The sequence below is a fragment of the Zhengella mangrovi genome, from assembly GCF_002727065.1.
GTDB lineage: Bacteria > Pseudomonadota > Alphaproteobacteria > Rhizobiales > Rhizobiaceae > Zhengella > Zhengella mangrovi.
This window is the reverse complement of the sequence record NZ_PDVP01000001.1, coordinates 674,294-693,048: the sequence shown is the minus strand read 5'-3', so window position 1 is coordinate 693,048 and position 18,755 is coordinate 674,294. Positions and strand designations below refer to the sequence as shown.

Annotated in this window: 20 protein-coding genes; 6 read left to right on the top strand and 14 right to left on the bottom strand. The window is 68.4% G+C overall.

Annotated elements, in window-relative coordinates:
• Positions 1 to 115: 115 nt before the first annotated feature.
• From CSC94_RS03415 to tsaB, 7 genes are all read right to left on the bottom strand, one after another.
• The gene (locus CSC94_RS03415; protein ID WP_099303694.1) at positions 116 to 1,231 is read right to left on the bottom strand and encodes a hemolysin family protein; all 1,116 of its coding nucleotides are present in this window, start codon (positions 1,229 to 1,231) and stop codon (positions 116 to 118) included.
• Positions 1,228 to 1,737, bottom strand: coding sequence for an rRNA maturation RNase YbeY (gene ybeY, locus CSC94_RS03410; RefSeq protein WP_099303692.1), 510 nt, complete (start codon positions 1,735 to 1,737; stop codon positions 1,228 to 1,230). The genes CSC94_RS03415 and ybeY overlap by 4 nt, the downstream gene beginning before the upstream one ends.
• 8 nt (positions 1,738 to 1,745) lie before the next feature.
• The gene (locus tag CSC94_RS03405; protein ID WP_099304018.1) at positions 1,746 to 2,756 is read right to left on the bottom strand and encodes a PhoH family protein; all 1,011 of its coding nucleotides are present in this window, start codon (positions 2,754 to 2,756) and stop codon (positions 1,746 to 1,748) included.
• Positions 2,757 to 2,817: 61 nt separating this feature from the next.
• Positions 2,818 to 4,227: a tRNA (N6-isopentenyl adenosine(37)-C2)-methylthiotransferase MiaB gene (gene miaB / locus CSC94_RS03400; RefSeq protein ID WP_099303690.1), complete on the bottom strand. Its 1,410-nt coding sequence runs from the start codon at positions 4,225 to 4,227 to the stop codon at positions 2,818 to 2,820.
• 69 nt (positions 4,228 to 4,296) lie between these two features.
• The gene (gene olsA / locus CSC94_RS03395; protein WP_245408236.1) at positions 4,297 to 5,142 is read right to left on the bottom strand and encodes a lyso-ornithine lipid O-acyltransferase; all 846 of its coding nucleotides are present in this window, start codon (positions 5,140 to 5,142) and stop codon (positions 4,297 to 4,299) included.
• Positions 5,139 to 5,630: a ribosomal protein S18-alanine N-acetyltransferase gene (gene rimI, locus CSC94_RS03390; protein WP_099303688.1), complete on the bottom strand. Its 492-nt coding sequence runs from the start codon at positions 5,628 to 5,630 to the stop codon at positions 5,139 to 5,141. The genes olsA and rimI overlap by 4 nt, the downstream gene beginning before the upstream one ends.
• Complete coding sequence (gene tsaB, locus CSC94_RS03385; RefSeq protein WP_342585941.1) at positions 5,627 to 6,349, bottom strand: tRNA (adenosine(37)-N6)-threonylcarbamoyltransferase complex dimerization subunit type 1 TsaB; 723 nt, start codon at positions 6,347 to 6,349, stop codon at positions 5,627 to 5,629. The genes rimI and tsaB overlap by 4 nt, the downstream gene beginning before the upstream one ends.
• A 128-nt stretch (positions 6,350 to 6,477) precedes the next feature.
• Between tsaB and CSC94_RS03380 the strand changes: the two genes are divergently transcribed.
• From CSC94_RS03380 to CSC94_RS03370, 3 genes are all read left to right on the top strand, one after another.
• A complete protein-coding gene (locus tag CSC94_RS03380) occupies positions 6,478 to 6,918 on the top strand; it encodes a DsrE family protein (protein WP_099303686.1) in 441 nt (146 codons plus the stop codon).
• A 161-nt stretch (positions 6,919 to 7,079) separates the two neighbouring features.
• Positions 7,080 to 7,436 (top strand): rhodanese-like domain-containing protein, encoded by a 357-nt coding sequence (locus tag CSC94_RS03375; RefSeq protein WP_205853215.1) that lies wholly within the window; start codon positions 7,080 to 7,082, stop codon positions 7,434 to 7,436.
• Positions 7,437 to 7,505: 69 nt separating this feature from the next.
• A complete protein-coding gene (locus CSC94_RS03370) occupies positions 7,506 to 7,943 on the top strand; it encodes a MarR family winged helix-turn-helix transcriptional regulator (protein ID WP_099303682.1) in 438 nt (145 codons plus the stop codon).
• 77 nt (positions 7,944 to 8,020) lie between these two features.
• On the opposite strand, the gene CSC94_RS03365 is transcribed toward CSC94_RS03370, so the two are convergent.
• Positions 8,021 to 10,183: a malate synthase G gene (locus CSC94_RS03365; protein WP_099304012.1), complete on the bottom strand. Its 2,163-nt coding sequence runs from the start codon at positions 10,181 to 10,183 to the stop codon at positions 8,021 to 8,023.
• Positions 10,184 to 10,382: 199 nt separating this feature from the next.
• On the opposite strand from CSC94_RS03365, the gene CSC94_RS03360 reads away from it, so the two are divergent.
• From CSC94_RS03360 to CSC94_RS03350, 3 genes are read left to right on the top strand one after another with little or no spacing between them, the layout of a single operon-like run.
• Entirely contained in the window at positions 10,383 to 11,528 is a 1,146-nt protein-coding gene (locus tag CSC94_RS03360; protein WP_205853214.1) for a cytochrome b/b6 domain-containing protein, read from the top strand.
• A 7-nt stretch (positions 11,529 to 11,535) separates the two neighbouring features.
• Positions 11,536 to 11,943 (top strand): DUF1924 domain-containing protein, encoded by a 408-nt coding sequence (locus CSC94_RS03355; protein ID WP_099303680.1) that lies wholly within the window; start codon positions 11,536 to 11,538, stop codon positions 11,941 to 11,943.
• Between the two features lie 22 nt (positions 11,944 to 11,965).
• Entirely contained in the window at positions 11,966 to 12,466 is a 501-nt protein-coding gene (locus CSC94_RS03350; RefSeq protein WP_099303678.1) for a diheme cytochrome c, read from the top strand.
• A 14-nt stretch (positions 12,467 to 12,480) separates the two neighbouring features.
• On the opposite strand, the gene CSC94_RS03345 is transcribed toward CSC94_RS03350, so the two are convergent.
• The 6 genes from CSC94_RS03345 to CSC94_RS03320 form a co-directional block, all read right to left on the bottom strand.
• Positions 12,481 to 14,493 carry a hydantoinase/oxoprolinase N-terminal domain-containing protein gene (locus tag CSC94_RS03345; RefSeq protein WP_099303676.1) on the bottom strand — a complete coding sequence of 671 codons (2,013 nt, stop codon included), beginning with the start codon at positions 14,491 to 14,493 and terminating at the stop codon, positions 12,481 to 12,483.
• A 73-nt stretch (positions 14,494 to 14,566) separates the two neighbouring features.
• Positions 14,567 to 15,121 (bottom strand): RNA methyltransferase, encoded by a 555-nt coding sequence (locus tag CSC94_RS03340; RefSeq protein WP_099303674.1) that lies wholly within the window; start codon positions 15,119 to 15,121, stop codon positions 14,567 to 14,569.
• Between the two features lie 94 nt (positions 15,122 to 15,215).
• Complete coding sequence (locus tag CSC94_RS03335) at positions 15,216 to 15,524, bottom strand: hypothetical protein (RefSeq protein WP_099303672.1); 309 nt, start codon at positions 15,522 to 15,524, stop codon at positions 15,216 to 15,218.
• Positions 15,525 to 15,540: 16 nt separating this feature from the next.
• Positions 15,541 to 16,749 carry an ABC transporter permease gene (locus tag CSC94_RS03330; protein WP_099303670.1) on the bottom strand — a complete coding sequence of 403 codons (1,209 nt, stop codon included), beginning with the start codon at positions 16,747 to 16,749 and terminating at the stop codon, positions 15,541 to 15,543.
• Positions 16,739 to 17,494: an ABC transporter ATP-binding protein gene (locus tag CSC94_RS03325; protein WP_099304008.1), complete on the bottom strand. Its 756-nt coding sequence runs from the start codon at positions 17,492 to 17,494 to the stop codon at positions 16,739 to 16,741. The genes CSC94_RS03330 and CSC94_RS03325 overlap by 11 nt, the downstream gene beginning before the upstream one ends.
• The gene (locus tag CSC94_RS03320) at positions 17,494 to 18,744 is read right to left on the bottom strand and encodes an efflux RND transporter periplasmic adaptor subunit (protein WP_099303668.1); all 1,251 of its coding nucleotides are present in this window, start codon (positions 18,742 to 18,744) and stop codon (positions 17,494 to 17,496) included. The genes CSC94_RS03325 and CSC94_RS03320 overlap by 1 nt, the downstream gene beginning before the upstream one ends.
• Positions 18,745 to 18,755 lie beyond the last annotated feature (11 nt).

Genomic DNA, 18,755 nt, shown 5'->3' with positions numbered 1-18,755 from the left:
ATTTCCGCCGAATATTGAATCGTCCGGGAACGGCCGGACCGGGAAACGAGATGCCGATCCGCCGAATGCCCGCAGGACGAGGTCGGCGCCTTGCCGCCAGGCGGGCCGCCGGGGGCTACCCGGCTTCGGAACGCTCGGGCACGGCCTCGGGTGCCGGCTCCGCGGCCGGCTCCCCGCTGTTGGCCGGTTTCGGGGGCAAGCGGCGGCGGCCGTGGCCGGCGCGCACCTGCACGATGCGGACACGCTTGACGCGCCGCGGGTCGGCATCGAGGACGTGGAACTCGAAGCCCGGAATGGCCTGCACCACCTCGCCGCGCACCGGCACGCGGCCAAGCGTGTTGAAGATCATGCCGCCCACGGTATCGACGTCTTCCTCGTGCTCGCCGGCGGAGAAACCGCTGCCGATCATGCGGGCGACCTCGTCGATCTCGGCGCGGGCATCGACGACATAGACGCCGTCGCCGGTCTGCGTGACCATGGGCTCGTCGTCGTCGTGCTCGTCCTCGATGTCGCCGACGACCATTTCCACGATGTCCTCGAGCGAGACCAGGCCGTCGGTGCCGCCGTATTCATCGATGACCAGCGCCATCTGGATGCGCGCGGCCCGCATGCGCGCCATCAGGTCGGAAGCCAGCATGGAAGGCGGCACGAAGAGCACCGGGCGGATCATGTTCAGATCGCGCAAGGGGCGCGACAGCTCGACCAGCGAAAGATCGAGATCCGGGGTCGCCGCCGCCGCTTCGGCGGCATCCTTGCGGGGACGGCCGCGTTTCCTGCGCCCCTTGGCGGCCCGGGTCACGTAGTTGAGGACGTCGCGGATGTGGATCATGCCGCGCGGATCGTCCAGGGTATCGTCGTAGACCGGCAGGCGCGAATGGCCGGAATTTTCCAGCATGACCAGCAGTTCGCCGAGCGTGGTGGACAGTTCGACCGCATCGATCTCGGCGCGCGCCACCATCACGTCCTCGACCCGCAATTCGCGCAGGGTGAGGATGTTGTTGAGCATGGCGCGCTCTTCCGGCGTGAAGGCGTTCCTGTGGCCGCTCTCCTCCGCCAGGGCGTCGGTCAGGTCGTCCCGCAGGCTGGTGCCGTTCTTGGTGCGCAGGCGTTCGGCAAAGCGGCGCAGCAGAGACCGCGGGCGCGCGGACTCCTGCCCTGTTTCCGGACTGGGGGGCTCTGGTTGAGCGTCGGCGGATTGCGGCGCGCCGGAAGCCGATTGCTGGTCGTTCATCTTTCCTTCGCGGACCCGGCGTCCGGTTCTCCATAGGGATCGGAAATGCCGAGGTCTTCCAGAATGGCCGTCTCGAGGGATTCCATCGCTTCGGCCTCGTCTTCGTCCAGGTGATCATAGCCCAAAAGGTGAAGAAAACCATGAATCACCAAATGGGTCAGATGGTGATCGAAGGGCTTGTTGTCCAGTGCCGCCTCGCGCTCGACCGTCTCGCGCGCCAGGACGATGTCGCCGAGCACCGGCGGCAGGGGATCGCCGGGGGCCAGGTCGAAGGCGGGGAACGACAGGACATTGGTCGGCTTGTCCTGGCCGCGCCATTCGGCATTGAGCGCGCGCGCGGCCTCGTCGTCGGTGAAGACGAGGCTCAGTTCCGTGCCGGCGGCGTCGAGGCCGAGATGGTTCAGGGCGGCCGCAAGCGCACGGCGCGCCAATGCCGCCAGCTGCTCCTCGGGCAACCAGCCATCATCCTCGACGGAGAGGTCCAGTTCCGGCTGTGCGGCTGTCATCGATGCCTTCAATCCGCCCCGCCGGAAGGGGATGCCGCCGGCCGGGCGGTGCGCCGGGCAGCATCGTCGTCGTAAGCCTTGACGATGTCGGCGACAAGCTGATGACGGACGACGTCCTTTTCGTTGAAGCGGACCTTGACGATGCCCGGCACGTCGGCGAGCACCCGCAGGGCCTCGACGAGCCCCGACTTGACGTTCGGCGGCAGGTCGATCTGGCTCGGGTCGCCCGTCACCGTCATGCGCGCGCCCTCGCCCAGGCGGGTCAGGAACATCTTCATCTGCATCGAGGTGGTGTTCTGCGCCTCGTCGAGGATGACGGCGCAATGGGCCAGCGTGCGCCCGCGCATGAAGGCCAGCGGCGCGATCTCGATGACGCCGGCGGCGAGCGCGCGCTCCACCTTGTCGGACGGCATCATGTCGTAGAGCGCGTCGTAGAGCGGACGGAGATAGGGATCGACCTTCTCCTTCATGTCGCCGGGCAGGAAGCCGAGGCGTTCGCCGGCCTCGACGGCGGGACGCGACAGGATGATGCGTTCCACCTGGCCCCGCTCCAGCAGCATGGCGGCGTGGGCGACGGCGAGATAGGTCTTGCCGGTGCCGGCCGGGCCGATGCCGAAGACCAGTTCGGAGCGATCGAGGGCGCGCATGTAGGCGTCCTGGTTCGGCGTGCGGGCATAGATCGTGCGCTTGCGCGTGGCGATCTGCGCCGCCGCCAGCCGGGCCCCGGTCTCCATCGTCGGCAACTGAAGCTGGTCGTCGGCGGCGATCGCCATGCGGATGGCGCCATCGACGTCCGAGGCTTCCACCTCGACGCCCTTCTGCAGCAGGTCGTAGAGATAATCGAGGGTGCGGCGGGCCTGCTCGGAGGCCTCCGGCGTTCCCTTGATGGCGACCTGATTGCCTTTGGAGCGGATATCGACGCCAAGCTTCTGCTCGACGCGGGCCAGGTTCTGGTCGAACTGGCCGTACAGCGCCGAGGCCAGACGGTTGTTGTCGAAGGTCAGGACAATATGCGCCATGTCGGAGGCGCCGGCGGGGATCTGCTTCAGTTCACTTGAAGCGGTCAACGAATTCTCCTCGTCAACGGGCCCGAACCCTCGCCCCGAAAAGGCTGTTGGAACCGGCCTTCGTGATTCGCACTTCTACAATGTCACCGATTTCGATGTCGTTTTCATCAAGAATTACCGGTTGCAGCCACGGGCTGCGGCCGACCTTCTGCCCGGCATGGCGGCCCGGCTTCTCGACCAGCACGTCCATGGTGCGGCCGACGAGCGAAGCGGCGAAGGCGGCCTGCTGTTCGGCGAGCAGGGCCTGCAGCGCCTGGAGGCGTCCGTCTTTCGCCTGTGCCGGGACCTGGTCCGGCAGATCCGCGCCGGGCGTTCCGGGCCTGGGCGAGTACTTGAACGAGAAGGCCTGGGCATAGGTGACGTCGCGGATGAGGCGCATCGTGTCCTCGAAATCGGCATCCGTCTCGCCGGGGAAGCCGACGATGAAATCGCCCGACAGGGCGATGTCCGGGCGGGCGGCGCGGATGCGGTCGACCAGGCGGCGGTAATCGTCGCCCGTATGCCGGCGGTTCATGGCCTTGAGGATGCGATCCGAGCCGGCCTGGACCGGCAGGTGCAGGTAGGGCATGAGCGCGGGCAGGTCGCGGTGGGCGGCGATCAGGGCATCGTCCATGTCGCGCGGGTGGCTGGTCGTGTAGCGCAGGCGCTCGAGGCCCTCGACCCCGGCCAGCGCGAAGAGCAGCCGGCCAAGCCCCCATTCGCTGCCGTCCGGGCCCTCGCCGTGCCAGGCGTTGACGTTCTGGCCAAGCAGCGTGATCTCGCGCACACCGGCCTCGGCCAGTTGACGGGCTTCGGCCAGGATCTGGGAGACCGGACGCGAGACCTCGGCACCACGGGTATAGGGCACCACGCAGAAGGTGCAGAACTTGTCGCAGCCCTCCTGCACGGTGAGAAAAGCGGTGACGCCACGGGCCTGGACGCGGCGCCGGTCGGCGGGCGGCAGGTGATCGAACTTGTCCTCGGCGGGAAAGTCGGTCTCGACGGAGCGGACGCCCGCCTTCGCCTGGCGCACGAACTCAGGGATGCGGTGATAGGTCTGCGGCCCGGCAACCAGGTCGACGGCCGGCTGGCGGCGCATGATCTCGCCGCCCTCGGCCTGCGCGACGCAGCCGGTGACACCGATCACCAGGTCGGACCCGCCGGCACGGCGCTCGTCCTTCAGCTGGCGCAGGCGGCCCAGTTCCGAATAGACCTTCTCGGCGGCCTTCTCGCGGATATGGCAGGTGTTCAGCAGGACCAGATCGGCCTCTTCCGGCGAGGCGGCCTCGGAATAGCCCTCGGCGGCCAGCGCATCGGCCATGCGCTGGCTGTCATAGACATTCATCTGGCAGCCGTAGGTCTTCACGAAGACCTTTTTCCGGTCATCCGTGCCTGCTCCTTGCGCGGGAGCCGCTTCCTGCTTGTCGATCGTCTCGGTCGTCATGGGCGCTTCCATAGTGCAAAAGCAGAGCGAAATATAGGGTCCCCGCCCCTCACATTCCATCAACCGTTTTCACGCCGGAAGGGGGATCCCGGCATTGCGGCGGCGCTCCACCACAAGGGCGCGAACGCGGGCTTCCAGTTCGCGGGTGACGGCCTTGCGGTCGGATCCGGCGGTGACGGCAATGGGCTCGCCGACGATCACCTCGGCATCGACGCCGCCGTCGCCGACGATGCGCACCAGGTGCGGCGCCAGGTCCTCGTCACCGATCCACGACAGGCCGGCCTGGTCCTTGCGGCCGGCGGGAAGCCCGTGGTGGCGGGCATAGACGAGGGCGACGGGCTGGACGAAAACCTCCTCGACGCCGGTTTCGGCGATGGTTCGGCTCGCCGCCGACAGGAGCGCGCTCTTGAACGGGAAGAGGTAGTTGCCGTCGCCGGTGGTGCCTTCCGCGAACAGGGCGACGGGATCGCCGCCGGCCAGCCGCAGCGCCATCTCGCCGGCCTGTTCGGCCGATTTCTGGCGGCGCTCGCGTTCGACATAGATGGTGCGGGCCAGGCGGGCCAGGTGCTTCACGACGGGCCACGTGCGCATGTCGGCCTTGGCGACGAAGGCCACCGGCGCGGCCGATCCCAGCACGAGGATATCGGTCCAGGACACGTGGTTGGCGACGACCAGAAGCGGACGGGCGGTGATGAACTCGCCGTGAACCGAAACGCGGATGCCGAGGAACGGCAGGACCAGCCGGTACCAGAGCCGGGGAATGCGCCGGGCGACGGGCCACTTGAACACCATGGCCGGGATCTGCACGGGCATGAGCACGAGGGTGACGGCCAGCGCCACGAGGACAGCTGCGACAAGGCGAAAGCGCTGGATCGCGACCGGCGTGCCGGCTTCTTCTCCGGGAAAGCCGCTCACCGGAAATCCGCCCGCATGACGATGGCGCTGTTCCGGCTGCCGTCGCCGGCATCGTAATAGGCCTTTCGCTCGCCGACCTTGCGGAAGCCGAAGCGGCGGTAAAGCGCGATGGCCGGCGCGTTGGTCTCGTCGACCTCCAGGAACAGGCTCTCGGCGCGGTCGGCGTGCAGCTTGCGCATCACCGCATCCATCAGCAGGCGCCCGATGCCGCGGCGTCGGACCGAGCGTGCCACGGCGATGGTCAGGATCTCGGCCTCGCCGGCGGCCAGCCGGGCGAGCACGAAACCGGCAGGGCTGGTCACGCCCTTGCCCTCCTGGCAGGCGACGAAGGCGAAGACCGTGTCCTGCTTGAGAAGCTGGACGAACTCGCCATCGGTCCACGGCCGGATGAAATCTTCCTCGTGCAGGCGCGCCATGGCCTGCGCGGCCTCGGGACCGGCGGCAATGGCGACATAGGTTTTCGACCAGAACGAAGCCAGGGACTTCATGCGCTCTCCGCCTTCCTGGGCAGGGCGAAGCCTTCCTGCGGGCGCGCGTCGGCGGCGCGCAGGTAAAGCGGCTTCGGCCGCTCCCCGGAAACGGGCCTTGCCGCGGCAAGTGCCGCGATGGTCGCGATATCGGCCGTTGCGCCCTCGGGCCCTCGGGCGAGATCGGCGGCACCGGACGCCTCGGCGAGAAGTGCCGCGGCTGTGCCGCACAGCGCCATGCCGGTACTCACCCGACGCGCGGCATCCGCGACCGCCTCAGCGGCCGGATCGGCGAGCGGTGTTCCATCGGCGGCAAAGGGCTGCACGTAGACCTCGCCGCGGCGGGCATCGAGCGCCGCCAGGACCGAACGGCCGGGGTTCAGCGCCCTTGCCTCGGTCGCCAGCGCTTCCAGCGTGGTGATGCCGGCGCAAGGCAGATCGAGGGCCAGCGCCAGGCCGCGCGCGGCGGCCACGCCCACCCGGATGCCGGTAAACGATCCCGGCCCGACGGAGACCGCCAGCCGGGTGAGGCCGGCGTAGCCAACCCTGGCGTGGCGCATGGCCTCGGCGATCACGTCCATGAGCTGTTCGGCGTGCCCCTTTCCGATATCGCGCGATACACGGCCCAGCACGGCGCCGGAGACCGGATCGGTCAGGCAGGCGGCGCACAGGTTTGCGGCGGTATCGATGGCAAGCAGCGTCATGAGGAAGCGGGTAGCCCAAAGTGCCGCGCGCGGCAAGCGGCTGATCCTCCGCCGCGATGCCAGGGCAAGCCCGGCAGGGAACGCAGCCTCGCAAGAGGCTTGCACCGCTGCGGCTTTGCTGTATCGTCATATGCGCAAAATACAATATTTGGGAGGATTCCAGAATGATACGGACAGCCATGCTCGGCCTTGCGACGGCCCTTGCCCTGTCGGGCGCGACGGCAGCGTTTGCCGCGGACGCCCACAAGGTCGCCATCCACGTCAACCAGAACGACCCGGAGGTCATGAACATGGCGCTCAACAACGCCAAGAACCTGCAGGCCTACTATGCCCAGAAGGGCGAGGCGGTGGACCTGGAAATCGTCACCTACGGTCCCGGCCTGCACATGGTCATGGCGGACAGCCCGGTGAAGGACCGGATTTCCACCATGGCGATGGAAGCGGGCGACCACATGCACTTCTCGGCCTGCGCCAACACCATGGCGGCGATGGAGCGCAAGTCCGGCAAGAAGCCGACGCTGCTTTCGGAAGCGACGGTGGTTCCCTCCGGCGTGGTCCGGCTGATGGAACTGCAGGAGCAGGGATATTCCTACGTAAAGCCCTGATCCGGCGGCGGACCTGAGCACAACACGGGCAGGTGGCGGGTTGACGCCCGGCACCTGCCCTTTCATCTTGCGCGGCCTGCGGCGGCGGTCACATCCCTGACACGGCCGCAGCCCAAGACACCCATCCTCCCAAGACCTTCCAGAAAATGACGGAGCCTTTGATGAGCCAAGTGGAAAACTGGACGCCGCAGCAGGTGAAACAGGCGCTCGATGCCGGCGAGATCGTGCTGATCGACGTGCGCACGCCGCCCGAATACATGATGGAACACATCGAGGGCGCGCTGCTGATGCCGATGTCCTTCTTCACGCCGAAGAGCCTGCCGACCCAGGACGGCAAGCGCATCGTGCTGCATTGCGGCTCGGGCGTGCGCTCCGGCAAGATGTGCGAGAAGATGGGCGCGGCCGGGATTGCGCCGCTGGCCCACCTGGAAGGCGGGTTCGCCGCCTGGAAGGCCGCCAGGCTACCCTATGTCGGCATCGAGATGTCGAGCGGCGCGCCGGTCAAGGTGAACGGCTGACAGGCCCCGGGCCGGGGCGGTGTCCCATGCCGCCCCGGCCATTGACAAGCAGGTTGCCATGAGTGATCCATGGCCATGCGCCCGACTCGCGAACAGGACCTTGCCCAAATCCTGGCATTGCTCCGCCTCGTCCCCTCCGACCTGGCCGACGCCTACCAGCGCCTGCACGAGGCGGCCGGCGTGAACCGGTCGGAACTCATCGTCCTGGAACGGCTGGCCGATGACGGCGCGGCGACCGTGCCGGACCTCGCCCGCGCGCAGGGGGTGAGCCGCCAGCATGTCCAGCAGGTGTGCAACCGGCTCGCGGAGAAGGAGCTGATCGCCTGGGGCCGCAATCCCGCGCACAAGCGCTCCAGGCTGGCTGCCGTTACCAACGAGGGCTACAAGACCGTGGACCAGGCCCGCATGCGCGAAAGCCGGTTCATGCTGACGCTTGCCGGCCAGTTCTCCGCCAGCGCACTGGACATGACGCGGCGCACGCTGGAAAGCCTGCGCACGATGCTGTGAGCTTCGCCCGACCCGCGCCATGAAAAAAGGCGCGGCCGAAGCCGCGCCCTGTTTTTGTGCGGTGACGGAACGGCCGATCAGCCGGCGGCGCGCTCGGCCTTCAGTTCCAGCCGGCGGCGGTGCAGCACCGGCTCTGTGTAGCCGTTGGGCTGGCTGGTGCCCTCGAACACGAGGTCGCAGGCGGCCTTGAAGGCAATGCCGTCGAAGCCCGGCGCCATGGGCACATAGGCCGGATCGCCGGCATTCTGGCGGTCGACGACGGCGGCCATCTCCTTCATGACGTCCATCACCTGGTCCTTGGTCACCACGCCGTGGCGCAGCCAGTTGGCGATGTGCTGGGAGGAAATGCGCAGGGTGGCGCGGTCTTCCATCAGGCCGACGTCGTTGATGTCGGGCACCTTGGAGCAGCCGACGCCCTGGTCGACCCAGCGGACCACGTAGCCGAGGATGCCCTGGGCGTTGTTGCGCAGTTCGGCGATCTTGTCCTCCTCCGACCAGTTCGGGCGAACGGCCACCGGCACCGAGAGGATGTCGTCCAGCTTCGCACGGCCGCGGCTCTTCAGGCCGTCCTGCACGTCGGCGACATTGACCTTGTGGTAGTGGGTGGCGTGCAGGGTGGCAGCGGTCGGGCTCGGCACCCAGGCGGTGTTGGCGCCGGCCCTGGGATGGCCGATCTTCTGCTCCAGCATGGCCGCCATCAGGTCGGGCATGGCCCACATGCCCTTGCCGATCTGGGCGTGGCCGCTCAGGCCGCATTCCAGGCCGACATCGACGTTCCAGTTCTCGTAGGCCTGGATCCAGGCGGCGGCCTTCATGTCGCCCTTGCGGATCATCGGGCCGGCCTCCATGGAAGTGTGCATCTCGTCGCCGGTGCGGTCGAGGAAGCCGGTGTTGATGAAGACGACCCGGTGCCTGGCAGCGCGGATGCATTCCTTGAGGTTGACCGTGGTGCGGCGCTCCTCGTCCATGATGCCCATCTTCATGGTGTTTTCCGCCATGCCGATGGCCTTTTCGACGCGGCCGAAGAGTTCCACCGCGAAGGCCACTTCCTCCGGCCCGTGCATCTTCGGCTTGACGACGTACATGGAGCCTTCGCGCGAATTGGCGCGGCGGCCGTCCGGTCCGATGTCGTGCAGGGCGATCAGCGCGGTGACGAAGGCATCCATGATGCCCTCGGGGATTTCCGTGCCGTCGTCCAGCAGGATGGCCGGGTTGGTCATCAGGTGGCCGACGTTGCGGATGAGCATCAGCGAGCGGCCCTTGAGCGAGGCGGCCTTACCGTCCGGCGCGGTGTAGTCCACGTCCGGGTTCATGCGCCGCGTCATCGTCCTGCCGCCCTTCTCGAAGGTCTCCTCGAGGTTGCCCTGCATCAGGCCGAGCCAGTTGGAATAGACGAGCACCTTGTCCTCGGCATCGACGGCGGCGACAGAATCCTCGCAGTCCATGATGGTGGTCAGCGCGGATTCCAGGATGACGTCGGCGACATGGGCCGGGTCGGTCCTGCCGATCGGGTGGCCGGCATCGACCACGACGCGGGCATGCATGCCGTTCCGGGCGACGATGACTTCCGACGGGGCGGCCGCGTCGCCGACGTAGCCGGCGAACTGGCTGGCATCCCTGAGAGCGGCCGTGCCGTTGGCCGTCGTCACCGCCAGCCGGCCGCCATCCACGGCAAAGCCGGTGGCGTCGGCCCAGGAGGCGCCGTCCAGCGGCGCGCTGTCATCGAGGAAGGCCTTGGCCCAGGCGATAACGCGGGCGCCGCGCTCGGGATCGTAGCCCCCGGCCTTCGGCGTGTCGCCCAGCGCATCGGTGCCGTAGAGCGCATCGTAAAGCGATCCCCAGCGGGCATTGGCCGCATTGAGCGCAAAGCGAGCGTTCATGATCGGCACCACGAGCTGCGGACCGGCGACGGAGGCGATCTCGGGATCGACGTTGCGGGTGTCGACCCTGAAATCCGGGCCCTCAGGCAGGAGGTAGCCGATCTCGCGGAGGAAATCCTTGTAGACTTCCATGTCGGCGGGCGCGCCGTTCTCGCGGTACCAGGCGTCGAGCTTTTCCTGCATGGCATCACGCGTCTTCAGCAGGGCGCGGTTCTTCGGCGCAAGGTCAGCGACGGCAGCGCCGAACGCCTCGAAGAAGGCGCCTGCCTCCACGCCGGTGCCGGGAATGGCCTTGTCGACGATGAAATCGTGCAGGCGCTTGTCGATCTGCAAGCCGTTGCGGGTAACGCGTTCGGTCATGGGGGCCTCCTTGCCTGGTCCTTCGTGCGCGAGCGCGCATCCGTTGCCGTTCAAGAGCACGGCATCCGCTTTTCCGTCAATCGGCGAAAGTCGAAATCACTTTCTCCAATTTGGAAAAGGTTCTTTTCAGCCGGCCGACCCGGACGCCCGATCGCTGCAATTCAGCGTTTTGTCAGCCGGGTGCTGCAATTCTTCCGCCATGATGACACCCGACACCATATCCGCATCCCCGTCCCGTGACGCTGCCGGCCCGGTCCGGACCTGGGATCCGCTCGTCCGCCTGTTCCACTGGTCGCTGGTCGCCACGGTCGGGACGGCGCTGGCGACGGGGCTGTTCACCGCGGCGGACTGGATCGACGTTCACGTGTGGGCTGGCGCCGCGATGGCGGGACTGGTCGGCATCCGCCTCGCCTGGGGGTTTCTTGGCGGCCGCAACGCGCGGTTTTCGGGCTTCGTCACAGGGCCCCGCGCGGTTCTGGCGCACCTGAAGGCGCTGAGAGCCGGTGAGGGCGAGCGGCATCTCGGCCACAATCCGGCCGGCGCGGTGATGATCGTGGCGCTGCTGGCCGTGCTTGCCGGACTGGCCGTAACGGGCCTGGCGGTTTTCGGCGGCGTGCTGAAAAGCGGGCCGCTGGCCTGGCTGGTCCCGTTCGAAACCGGCTGGAGCCTGCGCGAACTGCACGAGGTGCTCGCCTATGGCCTGATCGCGCTGATCGGCCTGCACCTGGCCGGCACGGTGTTCGAGAGCATCCGCACGCGGGAGAACCTGGCGCGCGCCATGATGACCGGAACCAAGGAAGCGCGGCCCGGCGACCATGCCGCGCCGGCGGTCCGGGCGCGGCCGCTGCTGGCGGGGCTGGTGATGGCCGCGCTGCTCGGCGCCGCGGGCGCCGGCCTTTTCGCCCTTGCGCAACGGCCGGCGTTCAACGTGCCGACGGCAGCGCTCGACCCGGTCTACGCGGACGAATGCGGCGCCTGCCACATGGCCTACCATCCCAGTCTCCTGCCGCGCCAGGCCTGGGAAAAGCTGCTGGCCGGCCTCGGCGACCATTTCGGCGAGGACGCGAGCCTGCCCGATGCGACGCTGGAGGCCATCCGCACTTACGTGATGGCCAACGCGGCGGAAGCCTTCGACACCAAACCCGCGCACATGCTGGCGCGCATCAACCCGGACATGCCCTTCACCCTCACCGCGACCCGCTTCTGGCAGCGGGTTCACGGCGATCTTCCGGCCGCCGTCTTCAAGCGGGCGAAGGTCGGGGCGAAGGGCAACTGCCAGGCCTGTCACCGCGACGCGGAGAGCGGCCTGTTCTACCCCGGCAACATCTCGATCCCGAAGGAGTGAACCGACGATGACACATCTCCCAACCCGCCTTTGCCTCGCGCTGGCGATCGCGCTCGGCGCCACGGCCGGCGCGCTTGCCGACCCGGCACGCGACGCCATACTGGCCGGCTACGAAAAGGCCGCCGGCGAACCGCTGTCGGCGGATCGCGGCAAGGCGTTCTTCAATGCCACGCACGCCGGCGGCAAGCCCGACACGCCCACCTGCACGACCTGCCACACGGCGAACCCGAAGGCGGCCGGCAAGACCCGCGCGGGCAAGGCGATCGAGCCGATGGCCGTGTCGGCCAACCCGAACCGCTTCACCGACCCGGCCTTCGTGGAAAAGTGGTTCGGGCGCAATTGCAACTCGGTTCTCGGCCGTGACTGCACGACCCGGGAAAAGGGCGACGTGATCACCTGGCTTTCCAACCTCTGAACCTTCAAGGGAGATGCATTCGATGACAAGCTGCACCACACCCGCGCCGGGCACCCGGTTCCCGTTCACCCTCGCGGCCGTCCTCGGCCTGGCACTGGCTTCCGCCCTGCCCGCCGCGGCCGACAGCGAGGAATATTTCCGCCCGGTGACCGACGAGACCGTGAAGACGGAATGCTCGGCCTGCCACATGGCCTATCCTGCCGGCATGCTTCCGGCGCGGTCCTGGAGCGCGATCATGGCCGACCTTCCCAACCATTTCGGCGAGGACGCAAGCCTTGCGGAAGAGACGCGGGCAAGGATCGAGGCCTGGCTGGTCGCCAATGCCGCGCCCGAGAATTCCCGCATCGCGCGGTCGCTGCAGGGCGGCGAGCCGGTGCTTCGCATCAGCGAAACGCCATGGTGGGTGCGCGCCCACAAATGGGAGGTCAGCCCGGCCGCCTTCGAAAATCCGAAGGTCGGCTCGAAGGCCAATTGCGTGGCCTGCCATCGCGGCGCCGAACAGGGCTACTTCGAGGACGACTGAGCCTGCACCGCCGGTCAGCCCGTGGCGAGGCGCGGGCGGCCGGAAGCCGTCGCCGTGATGGTGGCGGCGACGAGGAAACGCTGGCCATCGAGTTCGCTGGCCTTGATGTCCTGCGTCACCGTGGCATGGGCCTCGGCGGCACCGGCTGACAGCGCCAGGTCCACGGCCATGGCCACGGCGCGCTCCGCCGCGTGGCCGAGGGCCTCCGCCTCGGTGTTGAAATCGGCAACGTCCTCGCCGGCCATGACGCGGAACCGCCCGTTGGCGAGCGGCGCCACCTCGGCGCTGGCCGACAGGCGCACCTGGCCGGCGACCGCGCCCACGGCATTGGCCACGCCGGCATCGGCGGGCACGACCACGTCGGCGCCGACCCGCTGGCCCAGCGTCGCGTAGTGCAGGCCGGCGGAGGCGCCCAGCCCGATCACCGGCCGGTCGAGCGTCAGCGAGGCCCTGACGAAACCGTCGACGCCATCCAGAGCCCGCCGGGCGAGCGGATGCGCCATCATCGCCGCGCCGTCGAGACCGTCTTCCACCAGCGCGGTTTCCAGGATGACCTCGGCGGAACGGCGGGTCACGGCGGCAAGCACCATGGCCGCCATGTCCTCGATGGACGTGGCGAGCGGGCGGCCGCGTCCATCCTTGCGCCGCATGAACAGCGCAGTCGCCAGGCGGGCCGCATCGACATGCCAGTTGTCCTGCCGCCCGGCCGCATGGGCCGCGTCCGACGGGGTGAAGCCGGCCACCTGGGCCAGGCCGCGGGCGACCAGGCGATCGAGCGCGGTCTGCATCGGCAGTGCCGTCAGCACGCGGTCGAGCGGCTGCGGATCAGCGGTCAGCAGGTCCATCAGCCTGCGTTCGGACCGGTCGAGCCCGTCGGTCAGGCCCAGCCCCGTGGCCCAGGCGAAGCGGCCTTCCTGGCGCGAGGGCCGGTCGGAGGCAAGCTGCCGCTCGAGCACCGGCGCGATTCGTCCCGGGAACAGGGTTTCGGCAAGCGACAGCGGGATGACCCGGCGCGGCCCGAGTTTCAGCCCGGCGTCCAGGCCGTCCTCGGCGGGCGTGACGGCGGAATCGCCGCCCAGGCCGAAGGTGCGCATGGCCACGGCCTCGACCATGGTGCGCCAGCCGCCGACCATGGCGCCCTCGGGGTCGAGGCGCGGCAGGCCCTTGTCGAGCACCGCGACATCGGTCGTCGTGCCGCCGATGTCGGAAACGAAGGCATCTCCGAGGCCTGTCAGCGCGCGGGCACCCGCCAGGCTGGCGGCGGGACCGGACAGGATCGTCTCGATCGGGCGGCCCCGGGCGAAGCCGGCCGACACCAGCGCTCCGTCGCCGCGCACAACCATCAGCGGTGCGCCAATGCCCTCCTCGGCCAGGAAGCGCTCCATGGCGTCGAGCAGGGCGCCGATCATCGGCACCAGGCGGGCATTCAGCAAGGTCGTCAGGGCGCGGCGCGGACCGCCCAGCTTCGAGGTCAGGTGGTGCGAGCAGGTCACCGGCAGGCCGGTGCGCTCCGCGATCATCCGCGCGGCGGCTTCCTCGTGCTCCGGGTTGCGGACGGCAAAATAGCCGGCGACGGCGATGCCGGCCCGCGTCGTCGCCCAGTCGTCGAGCACGGCTTCCAGCGGCGAGAGGTCCAGCGGCTGGGGCCGGGCGTGAATGTCATGGCCGCCCGGGCAGAAGACCACCGGCTCGGGCCCTAGCGCCCGCGCCAGGCCGTCGCGCTCCAGGTCCTTCTCGCCGAACCCGATCATGACCAGGGCCGCCGGCGCGCCCTGCCCTTCGACCAGCGCATTGGTGGCCAGCGTGGTGGACAGCGAGGCCAGGGCAATGCGCGACGGCGCGATGCCGCTTTCGGCGATCACCGCGCGCGCCGCTCCGGCGATGCCGACAGCAAGGTCATGGCGCGTGGTCAGCGCCTTGGCGCGGGCGATAACTCCATGGCCCTCGCGCCAGAGTACGGCATCGGTGTAGGTGCCGCCGGTGTCTATCCCCAGGAAGATCGGCTGGTCAGGCGCGGACGCGGTCATGAAGGCCCCTCGGACAAAATTTGCCAGAGGGTTAGGGCGACGGACGGGAAATGCAAGGAATTTTGGCGCGTATTCAACCGCCGGTATCGAGCGGGAGGCGGTCGACGAGTCCGGTCAGGGCCTGCCCTGGCAGTTTCGGCGCGACGCGGGAACGGGTGTTGCGGCCGGGCCAGGCGCGCATGGCAAGCATGCGGTCATACATGATCAGCGCCCCGGCCAGACCCACGTTGATGCAGAAGCGGGTGGGAATGCGGATCACGTGGGCGCAGCGGGCCTGGGCTTCCGGCGACAGCGAGCCGCGCTCGCGGCCCATCAGGTAGGCCGCGCGCAAGGGGTGGCGAAACGTCGGCAGGTCGATCGCGTCGTCGGTCAGTTCGACGCCCACCAGCACGCAACCCGACGGCAGTGCCATGTCCTCCACCGTGTCCCAGGTGTAATAGGGCACGTGATGGGTGGAGCGGGACGTATCGGCGCGTTCCAGCGCCTTGATGCGCGGACCTGCGCCCAGCGTGAACACGAAGGACGCGCCGAAGGCATGGGCGGTCCGCATCAGGGAGCCAAGGTTCATCGGCTTCGCGATGCCCTCGACACCGATGCCGTAATATCCGCGCTGCGCCTGCTCCGCCATGCCCCCGCCAATCCGCTGTTTCGATTGGCGATGTTTTAGGCGAGTGCGAAGGAAACGCCAAACCGGGCCTGTGGATGACCCGAGCCCGATGCCGTCACCCGGCGCAATCGGCGGCGCCAACCTCGAGATCGAAGCGGCGCGGGCCCATCACGTCCTCGCCGCCCGGCACGTCGACGATCGTCACCTCGACGGCGCAACTGCCGGCATAGACGCGATAGAGGTCCTCGCCCGTGTATTCGATGGCTTCGATGGGCTCGGATTTCAGCGCCTCCATCACGCGCGCATCGGTGATGATGCGCTCCAGTTCCTTCTGGCGCTGGTACCAGGGCGAGAGCGCGGCCAGCGCGGGCGCGGCGACGAGGCAGGCGAGGGCGAGGACGGCGGCGCGGACAGCAGGCGACATGGACGGGTTTCCCTGGTCATTCATGGTGGAGGGCCTCGATCGGGTCCAGCCGGGCGGCGCGCCGGGCCGGGAAATAGCCGAAGATGATGCCGATGAAAGCGGAAAAGACGAAGGCGAGCACGGCGACGGACCAGTCCGGCGCGAAGGGCACTTTCATGAAGATGGCACCGACATAACCGAGACCCAGGCCGAAGCCGATGCCGATCAGGCCGCCGATCAGCGACAGCACCACGGCCTCGACGAGGAACTGCATCAGCACCTGCGTCTCGGTGGCGCCGATGGCCAGCCGGATGCCGATCTCGCGGGTGCGCTCGGTGACGCTGACGAGCATGATGTTCATGATGCCGATGCCGCCGACCAGCAGGCTGACGGCCGCGACAGCGGAGAGCAGCCCGGTCATCACGCCGGTCACGCCGGTCAGCATGGAGGTGATTTCCTTGGTGTCGCGGATGCGGAAGTCATCCTCGTCGCCGGGCCGGATACGGCGCCGTTCGCGCAGGAGCGTCTCGATGGCCGACTGGACGCGTGCGGTGGAGACCCCCTGCTTCACGCCGACGTAGATCATCCGCACTTCCTGCTTGCCGGACACGCGGCGCATGAAGGTACGGGCCGGCATGAGCACGACGTCATCCTGGTCGGAACCGTAGGCGGAGGCGCCCTTTTCCGTCAGCAGCCCGATGACGCGACAGGAGATCTGCTCGATGCGGATCTTCTCGCCCATCGGGTTGCCGGAGCCGAAGATCTCCTTGCGCACGGTCTCGCCGAGGATGCAGACGGCAGCACCGGAGCGGATCTCGCTTTCGAAGAATTCACGCCCCTCGGCAAGCTTCCAGTCGCGGGCAGCGAAGAAGGAATTGTCGGTACCGGTCACCTCGCCGGTGTAATTCTCGTTGCCGCTGACGATGGTCATGGCCTGGACATTCATCGGCGCCACGGTCTCGACGCCTGCAACCTGGGTCCGGATCGCCTCGACATCGCGGGTGGTGAAGGGCGTCGCCGGGCGTCCCGATCCCGCCGGACCGCGGCGCAGGCCGGGGCGGACCATGAGAAGGTTGGTGCCGAGCTTGGAAACGTCGGATTCGATCTGCACCGTGGAGCCGCGGCCGATGGTGACCATGGCGATGACGGCCGCCACGCCGATGATGACGCCCAGCACGGTGAGGAAGGAACGCAGCGCGTTGCGCAGGATGGCCGCCAGGGCCTGGAGCAGCGTTTCACGAAACATCGGCCGTCTCCTTCAGGCGAATGCGCTCGGCCGCCGGGCGCGTGCTGTCGCTCTCGATCTTGCCATCGACGAACAGGACGACGCGATCCGCGTAACGGGCCATGTCGGGTTCGTGGGTCACCATGATGACGGTGAGGCCCTCGTCGCGGTTGAGCCGGGTGATCAGTTCCATGATTTCGACCGAGCGGGCGGTGTCGAGGTTGCCGGTCGGCTCGTCGGCGAGAAGCACTTCGGGCTGCGTGACGATGGCCCGGGCGATGGCGACGCGCTGCTGCTCGCCGCCCGACAGCTTGGAAGGCTCGCGGTCCATGCGCCCGCCGAGGCCGACCTTTTCCAGCATGGCGGCGGCACGGGCGCGGCGCTCGGTGCGCGCAATGCCCTTGTAGATCAGCGGCAGGAGGACGTTGTCGATCGCCTTCGTGCGGGCCAGCAGGTTGTAGCGCTGGAAGACGAAGCCGAGATAGTCGCGGCGGAGAAGCGCGCGCTGGTGGCGGTCGAACTGCGCCACGTCGGCCCCGGCGAAGAGGTACTTGCCCTCCGTCGGCTTGTCGAGGCAGCCGAGGATGTTCATGGCGGTGGACTTGCCGGACCCGGACGGTCCCATGATGGCGACGAATTCGCCGCGCGCGATGTCGAGATCGATGCCGCGCAGGGCGCGCACCATTCCTTCGCCCTCGCCGTAAACCCGGGTGATGCCGCGGAACGAGATCAGCGGCGGCGCCTCCGGCTGCTGCGTGTCCTGCATCATCGCGCCGTTCTCACGTCCGTGATCACCGGGTCGCCCGGCTTCAGATCGCCAGCCACGATCTCGGTGACGATGCCATCGGTGGCGCCGGTCCTGACGGCGACCTCCTGCGGCTGGCCGTCCTTCAGGACCCAGAGCGGGCGCATGCCGTCGGCGTCGAGCGCAACGGCTGGCCGGCGGTTGCCGTCATGCGACCGGCGCGGCAGGATCATGCCGAGCAGGCCGGAGCCGCCGGAGCGTTCCGTCCGCACCGGCGGCGAAAAGCGCAGCGCCGTGTTCGGCACGGTGAGCACGCCCGCCTTCTCGTCCACCGTGATCTCGGCCGTCGCGGTCATGCCCGGGCGCAGCAGCAGGTCGGAATTGTCGACATCGAGGATCGCCTGGTAGGTGACGACGCCCTCGACCGTCTCCGGCGCGAAGCGCAGGCCGGTGATGGCCGCCTTGAAGGTGCGGTCCTGGTAGGCCTCGACCGTGAAGGTCGCGTCATTGCCGATCACCACCTGGCCGATGTCGGCCTCGTCGATGGCGACGGTCAGTTCCATGGCGGTCAGGTTCTCGGCCAGCGTGAACAGGACCGGCGCCTGCAGCGTGGCGGCGACGATCTGGCCCGGCTCGACCGAGCGCTTCAGCACGATGCCGTCGATCGGGGCGCAGATGCAGGCCTTGGCGAGGTTGGTCTCCTGCAGCTTCAGGTCGGCCTGGGCGACGCGGATATTGGCCTCGGCGGTCTTGATGGCCGCGTCGGCGCGCTGCCATGCGGCCTTGGCGGTAAGCAGGTTCTCCGACGAGGCGATGCCGCGCTCGTTGAGCCGCACCGCCCGTTCATAGGCCTCGCGGCGTTCGTCCACCGTCACCTTCGCCTCTTCCAGCGCGGCCTGGCGGGCCGACACCTGGGCACGGGCGGATTCGACGTTGGCTTCCAGCTTGTCGGTGTCGAGCGTGGCCAGCACCTGGCCCTTCTTGACCACGTCGTTGAAGTCGGATTCCACCGAGCGGACCGTCCCCGACAGTTCCGACGAGATGTCGACCTGGCGGATCGGCTCGATCGTGCCCGTGGCGGTCACCTTGACGGTGATGTCCTTCACGGCCGCCGGCGTGGTTTCATAGGTGGCAACCTGGCCGCCGGATTGGGCCTGCCAGTACCACCAGCCGCCGCCGGCCGCGGCAATGACGACGATGGCGGCCAGCCAGCCAGGCCAGCGCCGGTTTTTCCTTTTGCCCAGGGCCTCGATTTCCGCAGTGCTCGGCATTTGTCCGATAT